Annotated in this window: 15 protein-coding genes and 1 riboswitch; of the genes, 7 read left to right on the plus strand and 8 right to left on the minus strand. The window is 69.2% G+C overall.

The genetic code is table 11. The features are described from left to right. Positions 1-88: 88 nt before the first annotated feature. The 6 genes from MAA44156_RS14915 to MAA44156_RS14940 all read right to left on the minus strand — a co-directional run bounded on the left by MAA44156_RS14915 (position 89) and on the right by MAA44156_RS14940 (position 7,288). Positions 89-1,303, minus strand: coding sequence for a cytochrome P450 (locus tag MAA44156_RS14915; protein ID WP_009975453.1), 1,215 nt, complete (start codon positions 1,301-1,303; stop codon positions 89-91). Positions 1,304-1,305: 2 nt separating this feature from the next. Beyond that, positions 1,306-2,331 carry an SDR family oxidoreductase gene (locus MAA44156_RS14920; protein ID WP_009975452.1) on the minus strand — a complete coding sequence of 342 codons (1,026 nt, stop codon included), beginning with the start codon at positions 2,329-2,331 and terminating at the stop codon, positions 1,306-1,308. Beyond that, a complete protein-coding gene (locus MAA44156_RS14925; protein WP_009975451.1) occupies positions 2,324-3,469 on the minus strand; it encodes a spirocyclase AveC family protein in 1,146 nt (381 codons plus the stop codon). The genes MAA44156_RS14920 and MAA44156_RS14925 overlap by 8 nt, the downstream gene beginning before the upstream one ends. 4 nt (positions 3,470-3,473) lie before the next feature. Further along, entirely contained in the window at positions 3,474-4,592 is a 1,119-nt protein-coding gene (locus MAA44156_RS14930) for an ABC transporter substrate-binding protein (RefSeq protein ID WP_009975450.1), read from the minus strand. Positions 4,593-4,674: 82 nt separating this feature from the next. Continuing rightward, positions 4,675-5,517 carry a CbbQ/NirQ/NorQ/GpvN family protein gene (locus MAA44156_RS14935; RefSeq protein ID WP_009975448.1) on the minus strand — a complete coding sequence of 281 codons (843 nt, stop codon included), beginning with the start codon at positions 5,515-5,517 and terminating at the stop codon, positions 4,675-4,677. 13 nt (positions 5,518-5,530) lie between these two features. After that, a complete protein-coding gene (locus MAA44156_RS14940; RefSeq protein WP_009975446.1) occupies positions 5,531-7,288 on the minus strand; it encodes a nitric oxide reductase activation protein NorD in 1,758 nt (585 codons plus the stop codon). Positions 7,289-7,469: 181 nt separating this feature from the next. Here MAA44156_RS14940 and MAA44156_RS14945 point away from each other — a divergent pair, with 181 nt between their 5' ends. The 7 genes from MAA44156_RS14945 to metE all read left to right on the plus strand — a co-directional run bounded on the left by MAA44156_RS14945 (position 7,470) and on the right by metE (position 16,127). Further along, a complete protein-coding gene (locus tag MAA44156_RS14945; protein WP_033716372.1) occupies positions 7,470-8,627 on the plus strand; it encodes an acyl-CoA dehydrogenase family protein in 1,158 nt (385 codons plus the stop codon). Then, positions 8,624-9,724 carry an acyl-CoA dehydrogenase family protein gene (locus MAA44156_RS14950; RefSeq protein WP_009975442.1) on the plus strand — a complete coding sequence of 367 codons (1,101 nt, stop codon included), beginning with the start codon at positions 8,624-8,626 and terminating at the stop codon, positions 9,722-9,724. Before MAA44156_RS14945 ends, MAA44156_RS14950 begins: the two co-directional genes overlap by 4 nt. Beyond that, positions 9,724-10,371, plus strand: a complete 648-nt coding sequence (locus MAA44156_RS14955) for a nitroreductase family protein (protein WP_009975423.1) — start codon at positions 9,724-9,726, stop codon at positions 10,369-10,371. The genes MAA44156_RS14950 and MAA44156_RS14955 overlap by 1 nt, the downstream gene beginning before the upstream one ends. Positions 10,372-10,509: 138 nt before the next feature. Further along, positions 10,510-11,799: a TetR/AcrR family transcriptional regulator gene (locus tag MAA44156_RS14960; RefSeq protein ID WP_009975422.1), complete on the plus strand. Its 1,290-nt coding sequence runs from the start codon at positions 10,510-10,512 to the stop codon at positions 11,797-11,799. A gap of 102 nt (positions 11,800-11,901) precedes the next feature. Continuing rightward, complete coding sequence (locus tag MAA44156_RS14965; RefSeq protein ID WP_009975421.1) at positions 11,902-12,744, plus strand: SDR family oxidoreductase; 843 nt, start codon at positions 11,902-11,904, stop codon at positions 12,742-12,744. A 25-nt stretch (positions 12,745-12,769) separates the two neighbouring features. Beyond that, a complete protein-coding gene (locus MAA44156_RS14970; protein WP_031351540.1) occupies positions 12,770-13,411 on the plus strand; it encodes an SDR family oxidoreductase in 642 nt (213 codons plus the stop codon). A 73-nt stretch (positions 13,412-13,484) separates the two neighbouring features. After that, a riboswitch (cobalamin riboswitch) is annotated at positions 13,485-13,702 on the plus strand. Between the two features lie 154 nt (positions 13,703-13,856). Then, positions 13,857-16,127, plus strand: coding sequence for a 5-methyltetrahydropteroyltriglutamate--homocysteine S-methyltransferase (gene metE / locus MAA44156_RS14975; protein WP_009975418.1), 2,271 nt, complete (start codon positions 13,857-13,859; stop codon positions 16,125-16,127). Between the two features lie 47 nt (positions 16,128-16,174). Here metE and MAA44156_RS14980 read toward each other — a convergent pair whose 3' ends face one another. Then, positions 16,175-17,923, minus strand: a complete 1,749-nt coding sequence (locus tag MAA44156_RS14980) for a DUF3556 domain-containing protein (protein WP_009975417.1) — start codon at positions 17,921-17,923, stop codon at positions 16,175-16,177. 168 nt (positions 17,924-18,091) lie between these two features. Beyond that, the gene (locus tag MAA44156_RS14985) at positions 18,092-18,601 is read right to left on the minus strand and encodes a DoxX family protein (protein ID WP_009975416.1); all 510 of its coding nucleotides are present in this window, start codon (positions 18,599-18,601) and stop codon (positions 18,092-18,094) included. Positions 18,602-18,656 lie beyond the last annotated feature (55 nt).

An 18,656-nucleotide genomic window follows, 5' to 3' on the forward strand; every position in this document is an offset into this window, starting at 1 on the left:
CTGTCACTCTCTTCTGGGTCGCGGAGGGGCTACGGAGAGCCTTACCGGAAACTAGCCGATTGGCAAGCTGCGGCCGCCGCCGGGCTGGTTATTGCGGGTCGAACAGCACCGGGACCGACGTCGGCGACCGGAACACCTGGCCCCGGATGTGGGGATCGTCGGCGTCGGGGTCCAGCCGAAGGTTCGGCAGCCGGTCCAGCAGCAGGTTGACGGCGGTGCGCATCTCCAGGCGGGCCAGATGCATGCCCAGGCAGACGTGCACGCCGTGCCCCCAGCCCAGATGACTTTTGGGCGCGCGGAAGATGTCGAACCTGTCCGGGTCGGTGTAGCGGTCCTCCTGCCGGTTGGCGGCGCCCAGCATCGGCATCACCGTGGAGCCGGCCGGGATCGGCACCCCGCCGAGTTCGGTGTCGCGGGTGGCCACCCGGGTGATGGTCAGCAGCGGGGGCTCCCAGCGCACGCCCTCCTCGATGGCCTGCGGCAGCAGCGAGCGGTCCGCGCGGATGGCATCCAACTGCTCCGGATCGGACAGCAGCGCAAGCAGCAGGCTGCCCAGCGCCCGGTACGTCGTCTCCACCCCGGCCGGCAGCAGCAGCCGCAGGAAGGAGTAGATCTCCTCGTCTTCCAGCTTCTCGCCGTCGATCTCGGCCTGGGCCAGCCCGCTGATCAGATCGTCCTTGGGCTCTGCGCGCCGCGCCGCCAGGATCGGCGCGAAGTAGTCGCACAGCGCGGCCGAGGCGGCAAGCCCGCGTTGCGGATTCAGGATCCAGCTCAGCAACGAGATGGACCACCGCTGAAACTGCGGGTAGTCCTGCTCGGGCAGGCCCAGCAGGCCCGCGATGATCCGGCTGGGATAGTCGAAGGTGAACTCCTTGACCAGATCGGCCTTGCCGTTGCCGGCGAACCTGTCGATCAGGCTGTTGCCCACCCGCCCGACCAGCTCGTCCTCCCAGCGCGCCAATGCCTTCTGCGAGAAGGCCTTTGACACCAGCGACCGCAGCCGTCCGTGCACCGGCTCGTCCATACCCAGCATCACGCGCTCGCCCAGCACCGGCCCGAACGCCGCGATGACGGCGGCCGAGGAGAACGTCTCGTTGTCGCGCAGCATCTGCTGGGCGTCCTCGTGGCGGTAGACGATGAACACCGGCTTGGATTCCTCGTGCGGCATGCCCGAGGTGTCCAATCGCTGAATCGGCTCCTCGCGGCGCAGCCGGGCCAATTCGGTGTACGGGTCGCGCACGTCCCCGGAGACCGCGTCGTCGAAGGCGCCGAAGTCTTCCAGGTCGTCGAAAAGTTGCTCCATGATTACCCCTCTTGATCCCCTTGACGTGCCGCGCTTTTCGGTGACGAGAACCGCCCGGCCAGCGTGGCCAGGCGCTGCAACACCGGCTGCGGAAGCACCCGCGCCACCAACACCATGGCCCGCTGGCCGTGCGTCAGCGGCCACGCCCCGTCCCGCATCGATCCCTGCCGCGGTATGCCCAGCACCAACCGCGACAGGTGGTGCATGCCCGACGCTGGCAGGATCCTGTTGGCGGCCAACAACATCGACGCGTCGGGGCCGACCCCGCGGCGGCGGAACGGCGCCCGGTCGTCCAGCGCCTTGCACAGGCCGTCGGTGAACCGCTCGGGCGGCCGGGCGAAACTGACCGCCAAGCGCCCGCGGGTGTTCATGGTGGTGTGCAGGCGGGCATAGGGGCCGCTGAAGTTGCGGTCGTCGGTGGTGCCGGCGTCGGTGATGATCTCGGTGTCATAGGTGCCGGCCACCAACACCGTCACCCCCAAACCGAACGGCGCGATCTCGCCCGCCAGCGATTCGCCCCACCGTTCCAGCGCGCCCTTGGCCGCCGAGTACGGGGCGGTGCCGGGCTGGCCGCGAACCCCGGCCGCGCTGGACACCAGGACGATCCGCCCCCGCCCGGCGGCCCGCATGGACGGCAACAGGGCCTGGGTGAGCGCAACCGGGCCCAGCACGCTGGTGGCGAACATCCGCTGCCACAACGCCGTATCGGTCTCCTCCACCATTCCGGCGGCCGAGATTCCGGCGTTGTGCACTATCGCATACGGTGCGCCCACGGCTTCCTCGATGGCCTTGGCGGCCGCGGCGACCGACGCGCTGTCGGTCAGATCGAGCTGTACGCCGATCAACCGATCGTCGTCGGGGTCCTGCCCGGTGCCGTCGCGAATGGCCCGGCGCAACAGGGGCATTCCCTGATCCGGTGTTCGCATGGCGGCGACCACCCGCCACCCTTCGCGATACATCCGCAGCGCGGAGGCGAACCCCAGTCCGCGGGATGCGCCGGTGATGACGACGCTGCGCGGCTCAGCCATGCCCGACCGCGGTGGTCGCGCAGGCGCCCGCACCGGGTGGTGGCGGCTGCACGTCGGGGCGGCCGTGGGGTTGCCCGCTCATCCAGGTCGACCAGATGCCGACCGAGTATGGGCCCTGCGCGCCGGCCTTCTCGTAAAAACCCTGTGGGTCATAGACTTTGGCTTCCGGATACGGCCAGGGGCAGGCGACGGAGGTCGCCGCCTTGGTGGCCTTGATGACGGCGAACCACGCCCCGTAGGCGAAGTAGGACACGTTGATGATGACGAACATCACCAGGAAGGTGCCGAGCACCGGCCGCGCCGGGAAGAGTTTGGCTTTGGCGGCCAGCTTTTCGGCCACCGATTTGCCGGTGTCGTCGCGATAGCACAGGATCGCGGCCGGGACCATCACGAAGGTCACCGAGAACGACTCCCAGATCAGCGGGAACTGGAAGGTGGTGCCGGTGAACACCGAACCCCAGGGGATGACCTGTGAATAGATGTACGTGCCCATGTGGACCAGCTGGATCTCCAGCCAGGCGTCGAAGACGAAACCGATCGCGCAGGTCAGCACGCCCAGGCTGACCAGCGGGTGCCGCGCCAAGAACGACTGCGGGCCGTACTTGGCCTGAAGCCTGCGCAGAATCCACACCGCCGGGAAGTACGGTCCGAAATAGAAAGTCACGTAACCGAATACGACGAACGGCTCCACCGTCGGCGACAACGACACCAGCGGCCAGGATTCCGGCCAGTGGATCAGGTCGGGGTTGTACACCGCGAACGGCGCCCAGTTCATGATCGGGTCCTGCCACACGATCAGGGTGGTGCACAGGAACATCAGCATCGCCGGGCTGCCCGGGTTGCGGCGCCATCCCCTGACGAAGACCACCACCAACACGATCAGCATGACCACGGTGGAGATCTGGATGAACGTCATATAATCCAGGCCGAAGATGAACTTCACCGGGCGCGGACGGCCCTGCACGTTCGGGTTGGCCACCCGCGGATCCAGCGCGACGCGGCAGTTCGCGATGAAGAAGAGTGCGAACGCCGCCAAGCCGGCGCCGGCCACCCAGCCGCCCCAGCCGCGTGTGCCGGTTCGCCGCGGGGCGGCCGATTCCCGTTGTGCCGCAGGCGAAGTGGTGTGTTCGGTCGACATCAGGTCAACCTTCCTCTCCGAAACGATCGACCAGATGCGAGTTGACGCCGTCCGCGTCGAGGGTTCTGGCCACCAGATACCCGGCGCCCATCCAGGCGCGTCGCGTCCACTTGCCGAACGACACCCGGGTGCCGGGCGCACCGGAGGCCGCCGGCATCATCTTCACCCGCTCCAGCGCCTCCTTGACCCCGCGCGGGCTGAGCGGATGCGCATCGGCGAAGGCCCGCACCAGGGTGGCGGCGACGTCGCAGTTGACCACCGGCACGCAATATTCCGGCCGCCGGCCCCCGTACTTTGCGGCGTAGCGGTCGAGGAAGTCCTGCCCGATCCGGTTGTCCTCGTCGTATTGGTCGACGCCGACCCAGCCCATGAAGGCGTTCCACATGATCGGGTTGACCCAGGCGTTCTGGAAGGCGGTGGTGGTGAAGCGCGGCGGATCCCAATCGACCGCCTGCAATGCCGGATTGATGAACACGATGCCGAACCCGAAACCCAGATGCACGATCGCCTCGGACTTGGCGTCGTGCAGCGTGCGCACGGCCCCGTTGATGTCCTGCGCGGTTTGCGCGATGGCCGCCTCGGCGACGATGCGAATGCCCTTGCGCCGGCAGGCGCTGCGCAGGTTCTTCAGGTAGCTTTCGCCGATCAGGTTCTGCTCGACGAGCACTCCGATCTCGGAAAGTCCGCGCTTGGCAACGAGATCCGCGATGAAGATCGGCTCGTCGGTCATCGACCCCTGCGGGAATGAGAAGGTCCATTCACCCAGCCAGTCGTCGGTGCCGGTGACGCTGAGCGCCGGCACCTTGAACCGCTCTTCGATCGCCTCGCGGGTGGGCACGCAGTTGTCGGTGATGTGCGGCCCGAACACCACCAGGCAGCCCTCGTCGACGAGTTCGCCGAAGGCGTCGATGACCGCTTTGACCGATCCTTTGGGCAGGCCCTCCACCTCGCGGTAGATCATCTGGACCGCTCGGTCCAGCACGCCCTGCTCGGCGGCCTCGGCGAAGACGAGGTCGAAACAGCGGGTGAAGTCGGCCTTCATCTCCTCGGGGAACCCCGGCGGCAGGGCGAAGTCCATCAGATAGCCGACCTTGATCGGCTCAGCGCTGCTTTCGTAGGACATCTGACCTCCCGAGGACAAATTCGCGCGCGCCGGTCTGTAAACCTAATATTTGTTCAGACCCTAGCGGGGTCGGTATGCAGCGTCAATCATCGGACCCGAGCGAACCGCCCGACCCGAAGTAGATGCCGATCATCTCGCCCAGGGCCTTGCCCACCGCCGCGTCGTCGGTCAACGGCCCGGCGATGGCGGCCCGGGCCGCCTCGGGCAGGCTCAGGCCCTCGGCGATCAGCCTGCCCGCCGCGATCAGCACCCGCGTCGACGCGACCTCGCGCAACCCGGCGGTTTCCAGCCGGCGGATGGCCTGCCCGAAGCGGACCAGCTCGGCCGCGGTGGCGGCGTCCACGCCCGCCTCGTGCGCGACGATCCCCTCCTCGACATCGGCTGCGGGGAAATCGAATTCGATGGCGACCATGCGCTGGCGCGTCGAATCCTTGAGATCCTTCAGCACGCTCTGATAGCCGGGGTTGTAGGACACCACCAGCCCGAAGCCGGGCGCGGCGTCCAGCGTGATGCCGAGTCGCTCGATGGGCAGCTGCCGGCGGTGGTCGGCCAGCGGGTGCAGCACCACGGTGGTGTCCTGGCGGGCCTCCACCACCTCGTCGAGGTAGCAGATCGCCCCCTCCCGCACCGCCCGGGTCAGCGGGCCGTCCACCCACACGGTCTCGTCGCCGCGCAGCAGGTAGCGGCCGACCAGGTCGGCGGTGGTCAGGTCGTCGTGGCAGGCGACGGTGATCAGCGGCCGGCCCAGGTCGTAGGCCATCGCTTCGACGAACCGGGTCTTCCCGCAGCCCGTCGGGCCCTTGAGGACGAGCGCCAGGCCCTGCCGATACGCGGCCTTGAAGACGGCCTCCTCGCTGCCGACCGCCCGGTAGTACGGGCGCGCCTCGGCGGCATGGACGTATGCAAGTCCGGACTGGTCGACCATGGCTTCCCTTCTGTTAGCCGGCGCCCACGTGCGCCGATGTGTGCGGCCGGCGGGATGTCGCGGTACCGGCACGCGCGTTCGCGGTGGTGCGGCGGCGGACCTCCGCCGCGCGCAGGGCCGAGCGGAACAGCGGACCGATCACCCCGGCCAGCTGATCGGGGCGCGCGATCGTCGCGTGCGCGGTAGTGCCGAATACCCGGCGCAGGGACTGCACGTCGGTCCCCGCGCCGACGGTCAGGCACACGCAGCCGGTCCCCCGCCGGCGCGCCTCGGTCAGCGCCCGGCGCGCATCCGCGGCACCGTAGGCCCGCTCGTATCCGTGGTCGTAGGCCAGCCCGTCGGACAGCACCACCAACAGCCGTCGCGACGTGCCGCCGCGCGCCTCCAAGATCGCGGAGCCGTGCCGGATGGCCGCGCCCAGCCGGGAGTACGCGCCGGGCTCGAGGCTGTTGAGCCGCCTGATCACCTGGGCGTTGAGCTGGTCGTCGAACCGCTTCACCGGCACCATGCTCACCGCGCGCCGGCCCTGCGAGTAGTAGGCGTACAGCGCGACCCGATCCCCCAAATCATGAAGCGCCACAGCGAGATCGGCGACCGCCGCGCGCTGCTGCTCATGCACGGTGCGCCCGACGGTGCCCGGCTCGGCCGCCGACCCCGACACGTCGAGGAGCAGCAGCACCGACAGGTCGCGGCGGCGCCGCAGGCTGTCCAGGTACACCGCCTCGTCGGGCACCGACCCGGCCCGTACCTCGACCCGGGCCTCCACCGCGGCGTCGATGTCGATGTCGTCGCCCTGCGGCTGCCGGTGCCGCCGGTGCAGACCCATGCCCAGTCGCGCGAGCGGGCGGCGCACCGCGATGGCGTCGTCGACGGCCAGCGTGGCCCGCGCCGTGACGGCCGGCTCGACCTCGCGCACGGTGCACCAGGCGGGCCGGTAACTCCCGCGCGCCACGTCCCATTCCGGATACCGCACCCCGTCGGCGGGATCCTCGTCGTTCCCCTCGTCGGCGGGGGCCGACGCGAGCGAGGCGACGGCGTAGGCACCGCGCTTTCCGGAATCGGTGCGATGCGTGGGGCTGTCCGCGCCCGGCGGCCCGCCGCCGCTGCCGGTCTTGCGCGCCGACGACAGCAGCTTCTTCAGCCACTTGCCGAGGGCGCCGCCCCCGCCGACCGGGCTGGTGAACAGGTCCGGGTCGTCCGAGTCGTCGACCGCCGCGTCGTCGAGCTCCGCGAGGTCGGCGGCCCCGTCGCGCCGCGGGACGTGCGCGGGTGCCGCCTTGTCGTCTGGCTGGTCCGGCCGGGCGGCCCGCCCGCATGCGGCAAGCACCTTCCCCGCCCGGATCACCCCGAATTCCGGCTCCGGGTCGGGCAGCGCCACCTGTGCGGCGGCCAGCGCCAGCGACGCCCGCGGGGAATCGCTGCGGCCGGCGACGCCACGGTCGCCCAGGGACGCCAACACGCGGGGCAGCACCGGCGCGTTGGCGACCAGGGCGCGGTGGCCTTCGACGGTCAGGTAGCGCTGGGCCAGCTTGCGGTGCCGCAGCAACCGGCCCACGACGTCGGGGCGCAGGCTGCCGGCGGCGATCATCGACGCCTGCACCGCTAGGGATTTGAGCGCCCCGGGCGCGCCGGCGTCGACGTAGATCGTCTGGCCGTCGGTCCACGCCGGCTCCCCCGGTGGCAGCCCGGCGACCGCGACGGCCCGGCCCGCGAGCGCGGAGGCGAGCATGCCCAGGGCTTGCCATTGGTCGGCACAGGCGTCATCCCCCATGCTCAACCTCCGACTTGTTGACCAAATATCTGTTCCAACCGTAGAGTCCGGCTGCACGGCAGTCAATGAGTCGGGAGCACATGATGATTGAGTTCACCGTCGGGTGGCGCCGTGTCACCGACGGCCGCTCGCGGCGTCGCGTCATTGACCTCGAATCCGCCCCGACGTAGTGTCCGGCAAAATGGATTTCTGCTATCCCGCGGAAGTGGAACGGTTCCGCACCGAGCTGCGTGACTGGCTGTCGGACAACCTGACCGACGAGCTGGTGAAAGCACGCCGCGCCGGCGGCCGTGACGACGCCGCGTTCGAGATGCTGCGGGCGTGGAACCAGACGATGGCCGACGCGGGATGGGCCGCGGTGTCCTGGCCGCGCGAATACGGTGGCCGCGGCGCGACGGTGCTCGAGCAGCTGGTCTACACCGAGGAGACCACCCGGGCGCGAGCTCCCTTGCCGCTCAACGTCATTGGCTTGAACAACATCGCGCCGGCAATCATGCAGTACGGCACCGAGGCGCAGAAGCAGCGGCTGCTGCCGCGCATGATGCGCGCCGACGACATCTGGTGCCAGGGCATGTCGGAACCCGATGCCGGGTCCGACCTCGCGGCGCTGCGCACCCGTGCGGTGCGCGACGGTGACGACTTCGTGGTCACCGGGCAGAAGATCTGGACCTCGCTGGGCCACCGCGCCGACTGGTGCCAGCTTTATGTGCGCACCGATCCGGATGCGCCCAACCACAAGGGGATCTCGTGCCTGATCGTCGACATGACGCTGCCCGGCATCGAGGCCCGTCCGCTGGTCACGCTGGGCGGCGACGCCGATTTCGCCGAGGTCTTCTTTCACGACGTGCGGGTGCCGGCGGACGCGTTGCTCGGCCCGCTCAATGCGGGCTGGCAGGTGGCCACCACCACGCTGAGCCACGAGCGGGCCGGGGCCGCCCGGTTGTACGCGGAGATGCAGGTGCGGCTGGAAGAGCTGGTGGACGATCTGGCCGCCGCCGGCACCGGCGCGCTGGACGACCCGGTCACGCTGCGGCGCCTCGGCGAACTCGCGGTGCGGATCAAATATCTGGAAGTGCTGTGCCAGCGGTCGATTTCGGCCACCCTGCACGGCGGGTCGGAACTGGTGGCGCTGGGGTCGGCCAGCCTGGCCAAAACGGTGTGGGGCGAGATCGGGCAGGACCTGGCCGCGCTGGCCTTCGACGTGCTGGGCTCCCGCGACGACGGGCGGGCGTGGGCGAACTACCGGCTGACGTCGCGCTCGCTGACCATCGCGGGCGGCACCACGCAGATCAACAAGAACATCACCGCCCAACGGGTGTTGGGGTTGCCGCGCAAATGAACCTCGAACTCACCGACGAACAGGTGGCGCTGCGCGACACCACGCGGCGCTTCCTCGCCGAGAAGGCCCCGATCGCACACCACGTGCGCCGGCTGCTCGACGACCCGACCGGGATCGAGCCGGCGGTATGGCGCGGCCTGGCCGACCTGGGCTGCACCGGGCTGCTGGTGCCCGAACAACACGGCGGGGCGGGCATGACGATGGTCGAGGCCGGGATCGTGGCCGAAGAGCTTGGCGCCGCGCTGTATCCGGGTCCGTGGTTGTCGACGGCGGTGGCCGCCCCGCGGGCACTGATCCGGCTGTGCGCCGGCGGCGACACCGCCGCCGGGCTGCTGCGCGGCATCGCCGACGGGACCACCCACGTCGCCGTCTGCTTCCTGGACACCCCGCCCATGGCCGCCACCCGAGAGGGCGAGACCACGGTGCTGCACGGGCAGGCCCGCGCCGTGCCCGATGCCGCGGCCGCCGACGTCCTGCTGGCTCTGGCCGAAGATGCCGGGGACACAGCGCTTTTCGGGGTGAACACCGGATCGGCCGGGGTTGCGGTCAGGCCCGAACACCACATCGACCCGACCCACAAACAGTCGCGGGTCACCTTCGACGCGGCCCCCGCGCGGCGGCTGGCGACGGCGTCGGCGGACGACGTGGCGGCGGTGGTCGACGACGTGCTGATCGCCGCGTGCGCCGACGCGCTCGGCGCCGCCCGCGCCGTCATGGACCTCGCCGTCGAATATGCCAAGACCCGAACGCAATTCGGTCAGCCGATCGGGTCGTTCCAGGCCGTCCAGCATCTGTGCGTGGACATGTACGAGACCGTCGAGTTGGCCCGCAGCGGGGTGATCCACGCCCTGTGGGTTAGCGACGCGCCCGACGGCGATGAGCGGCATCTGGCCGCGCTGCGGGCGAAGGCGTTCGCCGGGCGACTGGCCGGCGTGGCCGACACCGCTATCCAGGTCTTCGGCGGCATCGGCTACACCTGGGAGCACGACGCCCACCTCTATCTCAAGCGGTTGCTGGGCTACAGCGCGTTTCTCGGCGGACCCGACCGCTACCTCACCGAAGTCGGTGCGCGCCTTGCCAAGAGAGGCAGTCCGTGATGAATGTCGAGTACCTGCTCACCGCCACGCCGTCGGCGCGCAAGTCGCTGGACCTGGACGCCCCGGTCGAACCCGGCGACATCCGCGAGTGCCTGCGCATCGGCCTGCAGGCCGCGAACGGGTCGAACGCGCAGTCGTGGCGCTGGCTGGTGGTCAGCGATCCGGCGCTGCGCGCCCGGATCGCCGAGCTGTATCGCGACGCCTATCTGCGGCGGGTCGGCGGACGGTTGCTCGCCGGCCTGATGCCCGCCGGAACACCCGAGAGCCGCATCATGTCGTCGACCGAGTGGCTGGTCGAGAACCTGGCCAGGGTGCCCATGCTGGTAATCCCTTGCTACGAGCCTTACTTGCCGCGCATCGACGGCGACGAATCCTTCCACCTGGCCACGCTGTACGGCTCGATCTTCCCGCCGGTGTGGAACTTTCAGCTGGCCCTGCACACCCGGGGATACGGGACGTGCATCACCACGCTGCATCTGCATCACGAAGATCAAGTCGCACAGCTGCTCGGCATTCCGCCGACCTACGTCCAGGGCTGTCTGCTGCCGGTGGGCCGGCTGCGGGCCGGGCGCACCTTCCGGCCCGCGCGGCGGCGGCCGATCCAGGAAGTGATCGCCTGCGACCGTTGGGACGGGCCGCCGCTCTAGGATGGGATTTCGGCGGCTTGTGCAGCGCATTCACCGGGTCCGGTCTGATAGCCTCTAACAAAGATTTGGTTCGGCGGAAAGAGGACGAATGCGTATGGTCACGCACCCGCAGTCGTCCGGATCTGCACACCGCTGACCATGGCGAAAGCCGAGTCGCTCCGAACCGGCAGCACCGCCGATTCCCCGACGCGCCGGGCCGAGATCCTGGCCACCGCCGCGTCCCTGATCGCGTCCTCGGGCCTGCGAACGTCGTTGCAGGAGATCGCCGATGCCGCCGGCATCCTTCCCGGCAGCCTCTATCACCACTTCGAGTCCAAAGAGGCCATCCTCGTCGAGCTGATCCGCCGCTACCAAGACGATCTGGAGCGGATCGGCCGGACCGCCCAGGCCAGGTTGGACGAACCCGACTCGCGTCCGGTCCCGGAGCAGATCATCGAGCTCGGCTCGGCGATCGCCAACTGCGCCGTCGAGCACCGCGCCGCCCTGCAGATGTCGTTCTACGAGGGGCCGGGCACCGACCCGGAGCTGACCAAGCTGACCCGGCAGCGGCCGGTGGCCATCCAGGAGGCGATGCTGCAGACGCTGCGCGCCGGCCGGTGGAGCGGCTACATCAAACCCGACATCGACCTGCCCACGCTGGCCGACCGCATCTGCCAAACCATGCTGCAGGTCGGTCTCGACGTCATGCGGCACACCGCATCCGCCGACCAGGTCGCCGAACTGCTGTGCCGAATCATCTTGCAGGGCTTGGCAAGCCGGCCGCCCAGCGACGCCGCGCTGGACCGGTCGAAGGCCTTCGTCGCCGCCAACGAGGTGATCGAAACCTGGTCCGACGACAGCGACGCCGATCCCGGTGACAAAGCGGCGCTGGTGCGCGCGGTGGCACGCGCCGAATTCGGCCGCCGCGGTTATGAAGTCACCACCATCAGGGACATCGCGGCGGCGGCCGGCCTGGGCACCGGAACGGTGTATCGGGTGATCGGGTCCAAGGACGAGCTGCTGGACTCGATCATGCGCTCCTTCGGCAAGAAGGTGGAGGCGGGATGGGTCAGCGTGCTGCGCTCCGACGCCACACCCACCGAGAAGCTGGACGCGTTGAGCTGGGTCAACGTCAACGCGCTGGACCAGTTCTCCGACGAATTCCGGATCCAGCTCGCCTGGATGCGGCTCTCTCCCCCGACGGCCAACCCGGGCTGGTCCTACGCCACCCGCCTGCGGCAGATGAAATCGCTGCTCTCCGAAGGGCTCCGGACGGGTGAGATCGCCATCGCCGCGCCGTCCACCGCGATGCTGGCGCGCTGCCTGATCGCCCTGCAGTGGATACCGGAGAACATCCTCGCCGAGATCGGCAAACGCCCAGCTCTGCTGCATGTCCGCGACACCGTTTTGCGTGGCGTGGCGGTCCGCGGCGCCGCCGTCGACAACTAGGTCGACAACTCGGTCGATATCTAGGTATTGAAACCAAATAACCGTTCCCCATACAGTTGGGCAATTAGAATCGGGTTAGCGATTAACGAGAAGGGGATTTCCATGACGATTGTCGATCGGCTGCGCTACGACGGCAAGCGCGCGCTGGTGGTCGGTGGCGCGACCGGCATGGGCGCCGCGGCGGCCAAATCCGCGGCCGAGCTGGGCGCCGAGGTCATCGTGCTGGACTACGCCCCGGTGACCTACGACGTCGCCAAGTCCATCCAGGTCGACCTGCGCGATCCCGCGTCCATCGACGCCGCGCTCGAGCAGCTCGACGGCCCGGTGCACGCGGTGTTCTCGGCCGCCGGCATCGCCGAGGGCACCACCGACCTGATGGCGATCAACTTCCTCGGACACCGCTACCTGATCGAGCGGCTGCTGGAACGCAACCAGCTGCCGTCGGGCTCGGCGATCTGCTTCATCTCCTCGGTCGCGGGCATGGGGTGGGAGAACGACCTGGACCTGCTGAACGAGTTCCTGGCCACCCCGGACTTCGCGACGGCGCAGGAATGGGTCAAGGCACACGAGCCGGAAGGCATCATCCACTACGGCTTCTCCAAGAAGGTCGTCAACGCCTACGTGGCAACCCAGGGCTATCCGCTGCTGAAGAAGGGCATCCGGATCAACGCGATCTGCCCCGGTCCCACCGACACCCCGCTGGCCCAGGCCAACGCCGACCTGTGGCTCACCTTCGCCCAGGACTACCGCGACGAGACCGGGTCCAAGGTGCACACGCCCGAACAGATGGGCGACGTGATGGCGTTCCTCAACAGCGCCGCCGCCTTCGGCATCAACGGGATCACGCTGCTGGTCGACTACGGCCACACCATGGCGTCGCTGACCGGCGCCTACCCGCCGGGCAAGCCGATCATCGACATCATCATGGGCCGCGTGAAGCTCTGACCGGGCCGGCGTAGCGTCGGCTGTCATGGCACGAGGCGTGATCGTCGGCGGCCACGGCAAGGTCGCGTTGCAGCTGTCCGCCATCCTGACGCAGCGCGGCGACGCGGTGACTTCGCTGTTCCGCAATCCCGATCACGCCGACGACGTCGCCGCCACCGGCGCCAAGCCGGTGGTGGCCGACATCGAGAGGCTGGACACCGACGCGCTGGCCGGCCTGCTGGCCGGGCACGACGCCGTGGTCTTCTCCGCGGGGGCCGGCGGCGGCAACCCGGCCCGCACGTATGCCGTCGACCGCGACGCGGCGATCCGGGTGGTCGACGCCGCCGCCCGGTCGGGAGTGAAACGGTTCGTGATGGTGTCCTACTTTGGCGCCGGCCCCGATCATGGTGTGCCCCAAGACGATCCGTTCTTTCCCTACGCGGAGTCCAAGGCCGCGGCCGACGCCCACCTGCGGGCCAGCGACCTGGACTGGACGATCCTGGGGCCGGGCCGGCTCACCCTGGACCCGCCCACCGGCCGCATCGCCGTCGGGCGCGGCAAGGGCGAGGTCTCGCGCGCCGACGTCGCAAGCGTCGCCGCCGCCGCCCTCGCCGACGACTCGACGATCCGGCGCACCATCGACTTCAACAACGGTGACGTGCCGATCGCCGTCGCACTGGCCGGCTGAGCCCGCCCGGCGGCGCGGTAAGCTGCGCTACGCAGCTGGTCTGCTCGCGTCGCAACCGCGCCGTGAGCATCGAGCGAAGCAACGTTAGTAACGCTTCGTAAGAGGGAACCCGGTGAGAATCCGGGACTGTCCCGCAACGGTATGCAGGAACGACCGCCGTCACCAGCACTGGTCGCAAGACTGGGAAGCGACGGCCACTAGGAACTGCCCGGCTCCTCGGCGGCCCTTCGGGACCGCATCGTCGGCCGGGCACGCACCATCCGGTGCGCGCCTGCGAGTCCGGAGACCTGCCAGCTGTGCCGGGCGCGCCGCGTCCGGCGGCTCATCGCCTCGTGGAATGGGCGTTTGGCTGCAGCCGTTGCGGTCGGTACCGGGTACCCACCGCCGACGGGTCGGCTGCACGTCCGCGGGCGGTGACCACCACGCCGATTGAAGGACGAATATCGTGACCCCTCAAGCATTCACCGCAACGGTTGTCGGATCGCCGCGCATCGGCCCGAAGCGCGAACTCAAGCGCGCCACCGAGGGCTACTGGGCCGGCCGCACCGGTCGCGCCGAGCTCGAAAAGGTGGCCGCGACGCTGCGCCGCGACACCTGGGCGGGCCTGGCGGCCGCCGGCCTGGACTCGGTGCCGGTGAACACCTTCTCCTATTACGACCAGATGCTCGACACCGCGGTGATGCTCGACGCGCTGCCGGAGCGGGCCCGGCAGGTGTCCGACGACCTGGATCGCTACTTCGCCGCCGCCCGCGGCAACTCCGACGTCGCACCGCTGGAGATGACCAAGTGGTTCGACACCAACTACCACTACATCGTCCCCGAGATCGCGCCCACCACCAAGTTCGCGCTGAACCCCGACAAGGTGCTTTCGGATCTGAAAGAAGCTCTGGCACAAGGTATTCCGGCCCGGCCTGTGGTCATCGGGCCGATCACCTTCCTGCTGCTCAGCAAGGGCGTCGACGGGGCGGGCGCCCCCATCGAGCGGCTCGAGGAGTTGGTGCCGATCTACGCCGAGCTGCTGTCGCTGCTCGCCGACAACGGGGCGCAGTGGGTGCAGCTCGACGAGCCGGCGCTGGTGACCGACATGTGCGCCGACGCGCCCGCCCTGGCCGAGGCGGTCTACAACAAGCTGGGCTCGGCGAGCAACCGGCCGGCCATCTACGTCGCCACCTACTTCGGTGACCCGGGGGCGTCGCTGGCCGGGCTGGCCCGCACGCCTGTCGAGGCGATCGGCGTCGACCTGGTGTACGGCCCCGACACCGCCGTCGCCGCCGTGCCCGAGCTGGCCGGCAAAACCGTGGTGGCCGGCGTGGTCGACGGCCGCAACGTGTGGCGCACCGACCTGGCGGCGGCGCTGGACAAGCTGACCACGCTGCTGGGTTCGGCAGCGCGCGTTGCGGTTTCGACGTCGTGCTCCACGCTGCACGTGCCCTACTCGCTGGAGCCGGAGACCGACCTGGACGACGCGCTGCGCAGCTGGCTGGCGTTCGGGCGGGAGAAGGTCGCCGAGGTGGTGACGCTGGCGCGTGCCCTGCGCGACGGGCGCGAGGCCGTCGCCGACGAGATCGCGGCGTCCAACGCGGCCGTCGCCTCCCGCAAGAGCGACCCCCGCCTGCACAACGACCGCGTCCGGGCCCGCATCGACTCGATCGTCGCGTCGGGTTCGCACCGCGGCGACCCGGCCCAGCGCCGCGCCAGCCAGGACGCCCGGCTGCACCTGCCCCCGCTGCCCACCACGACCATCGGCTCCTACCCGCAGACCTCGGCAATCCGCAAGGCGCGTGCGGCATTACGGTCCGGCGAGATCGACCAGGCCGAGTACGAGAGGCGGATGAAAAAGGAGATCGCCGACGTCATCACGTTGCAGGAGCAGCTCGGCCTCGACGTGTTGGTGCACGGCGAGCCGGAGCGCAACGACATGGTGCAGTACTTCGCCGAGCAGTTGGAGGGCTTCTTCGCCACGCAGAACGGCTGGGTGCAGTCCTACGGCAGCCGCTGCGTGCGGCCGCCGATCCTGTACGGCGATGTGGTGCGCACCCACCCGATGACCGTCGAGTGGATCACCTACGCGCAGTCGCTGACCGACAAGCCGGTGAAGGGCATGCTCACCGGGCCGGTGACGATCCTGGCGTGGTCGTTCGTCCGCGACGACCAGCCGCTGGCCGACACCGCCAACCAGGTGGCTCTGGCCATCCGCGACGAGACGGTGGACCTGCAGGCGGCGGGCATCGCGGTCATCCAGGTCGACGAGCCGGCGCTGCGCGAGCTGTTGCCGCTGCGCCGGGCCGATCAGGAGGAGTATTTGCGTTGGGCCGTAGGCGCTTTCCGGCTGGCCACCTCCGGGGTCGCCGACTCGACCCAGATCCACACCCATCTGTGCTACTCGGAGTTCGGTGAGGTGATCGGGGCGATCGCCGACCTGGACGCCGACGTGACCTCCCTGGAGGCCGCCCGCTCGCACATGGAGGTGCTCGACGACCTGAACGCGGTCGGCTTCTCCAACAGCGTCGGGCCGGGTGTCTACGACATCCACTCGCCGCGGGTGCCGAGCACCGCCGAGATCGCCGAGTCGTTGCGCGCGGCGCTGCGGGCGGTGCCGGCCGAACGGTTGTGGGTCAACCCCGACTGCGGGCTCAAGACCCGCAACCCCGACGAGGTGAGCGCGTCGCTGAAGAACATGGTCGCCGCGGCCCACGAGGTTCGGGCCGGGGTCTGAGCCGCCGAGCCCGAGCGTCACGCCAGCGTGACGCTCGGGCTTCGGCGTCACGCTGGCGTGACGCTCGGCGCGTCGTCCGACACCACCTGCACGGGGACGTCGTCGTCCCAGGGTTGCCGCACGACCATGTCGGCGACCCGCACGATGCCGCGCTCGAACTCACCGGTGGCCGCGTCGACCAGCCGGTAGGCCTGCGTCTGCTTGTGAATGGGCTGCGCGTCGAGCAGCACCACCCGCACCTCGCCCGGCTCGAAGTGGCAGCGCTCCTGCAGCGCGGCGATCAGCTGCTCGTTGTGCATGTGGCCGTCGCCGAAGTTCCAGCCGATGGCGGTGCTGCAGATCCGCTCGCCGTCGGTGATGACGTAGTCGTCCTCGTTCTGGCCCGCCATCGCCCGGTGCGCCAGCGTGAACAGCGCCCGGCCGTGAGTGTTGAAGCCGCGGAACGCATATCCCATGTAGAGCGGAATCTGCGCCGCCTCCGGGCTGCCGTAGAACCGCTCCAGCTGGGCCTGGGGCATGCTGGCGATGGCGACGATGCCGCGGCTGATCTTCTCGCTGGCCGACGGTTTGATACACCACAGCGTGGTGTCCCAGTTGCCGGCGTAGTAGCGCATCCCGGGCAGAAACGAGATCTTGCGCGGAAACATGTTGCCCAACACCACGATTCCCGCAATGACGACGAACAGGACGGCCACCACCACGGGGTACCGAAGGTCGCCGAGCCCGATCCCGGTGTGCGCCACAAACAACGACAGCACCCCGAAGATCATGAGCACGTTCCATTCCAGCGGCACGCCCATCGGAATCGAGACCAGGATCCCCAGGTGGAAGCACACCATCACCACCGCGGCCACGGTGACCGGCCAGCCGCCGTGACAGAAGAACAGCGGCAGCGGCACCAGCATCTCGATCGCGGTGCTCAGATGCGCGATCCAGCGTGACAGCCGGCCGGGCCGCAGATCGTCGGGGAACTTCTCGAAGAACCTCCGCTTCAGCCAGCGCGGGCGCACCAGCGGGTTGTTGGACATCATCGTGGAGATCACGAACGGAAAGTGTTTGTTGAGTTTGGATGTCGCCGCGCCCATCCAGATCACCAGGAAGACCACCTTGGACCCGACGATCATGTCGGGCGCCCCGAACAGGAACGTCACCGCCATGCTGGCGTAGACCTCGCCGCGGGCGGCCAGGAAGATCACCTTGTCGCGCAGCCCCAGCACCGCCAGCACCAGCAGGATCAGCACGATCTTCCAGGCGGGCAGCAGGCCGATCGTGGTGCCCAGCTCGGGCACGGGCCCGGTGCCGTCGGCGAACAGCGCGGCCAGCGTCAGCAGCAGAAACAGCGCATACAGCGCGACGTCGACCGGCTTGCGTTTGGTGCCGGCGGTGAACGGGACCCGGTCCGGCCACGGTGGCAGCCGGATGGTGCCGAAGCGCATCCAGTACAGAATCGAGCCCATCGGCGGGAAGAAGCGGTTGTTCAGCGGGCCGAAGCCGCAGCCCAGCCCGATCACCTCGAACAGCATCGTGTAGAGCACGACCTTTTCGAAGACGATCGGCTCCGACCACCACGACGCGACGTGGGTGAAGCCGCCGAGACCCCGGGTGGCCGAGGCGAACAGCCACCCGCCCAGGATGTAGAGCAGGATTTTGACGACGTAGAACAGGTGCAGGGCGACCGGGGTGCCGAAGCCCACCTCGGCCCAGTGCTTGGCCATCGGGCGGATCTTGTCGCTACGGGTGCCCTTGCTCCATTCGGCCATGTCGAGCTGCGGCAGCTCGGGCTTCAGAAATCCCATGGTGTCAAAGACTAGAACGCGTTCTAGGAACACGCCCGGCAACCTCGGGCAACGCGGCGACACCCGGGCGCGGCCGAGGCCCCGGCCGCGCCCTCGAGCGTGGACTAGTTGCGCGATCACCCGGCGTGTCGGCGCAACAAGTCGACGCTGGACCGGTGCGCGCCGGGGCTACCCGGCTTGCTTGGCGGGCGGCCGGTAGAAGATCACCAGCTGGCCGATGGCCCCGGCCAGGCCGAGCAGCAGCGAGATCAGCAGGCCGTTCCAGCCGTCCATCCAGTTCTTGCCGAAGACCAGCCAATCCAGGCTGAGCCGGCCGGCGCCCAGGGTGGCCACCACCACCGCGCTGGCCGCCAGCACCAGGTTGTATTCCCAGCCCTCCTTGACGATGAAGAAGCCGTTGGGGCGGTGCACCGTCCACGCCGCGACCAGCATCAGCGAGACGAAGCCCGCCGCCGGGATCGGGGTGAGCAACCCGGCGGCCAGGCCCAGACCGGCGGCCATTTCCGTGCTTGCCGCCACGGTGGCGTGGAACTTGCCCGGCTTCATGCCTATGCTCTCGAACCACCGGGCGGTGCCCGGGATACGGCCACCGCCGAAGAACTTGTTGTAGCCATGCGCGGCCAACGTCACGCCCAACACCAGCCGCAGGATCAGTAACCCGACGTCGTAGGGAGTCATAGGTGCAAACCTAGATCATCGGCCGCCGGGGAGGACAGGACCGCCGCGCGGCTGA

Source organism: Mycobacterium avium subsp. avium (assembly GCF_009741445.1).
Classification (GTDB): domain Bacteria; phylum Actinomycetota; class Actinomycetes; order Mycobacteriales; family Mycobacteriaceae; genus Mycobacterium; species Mycobacterium avium.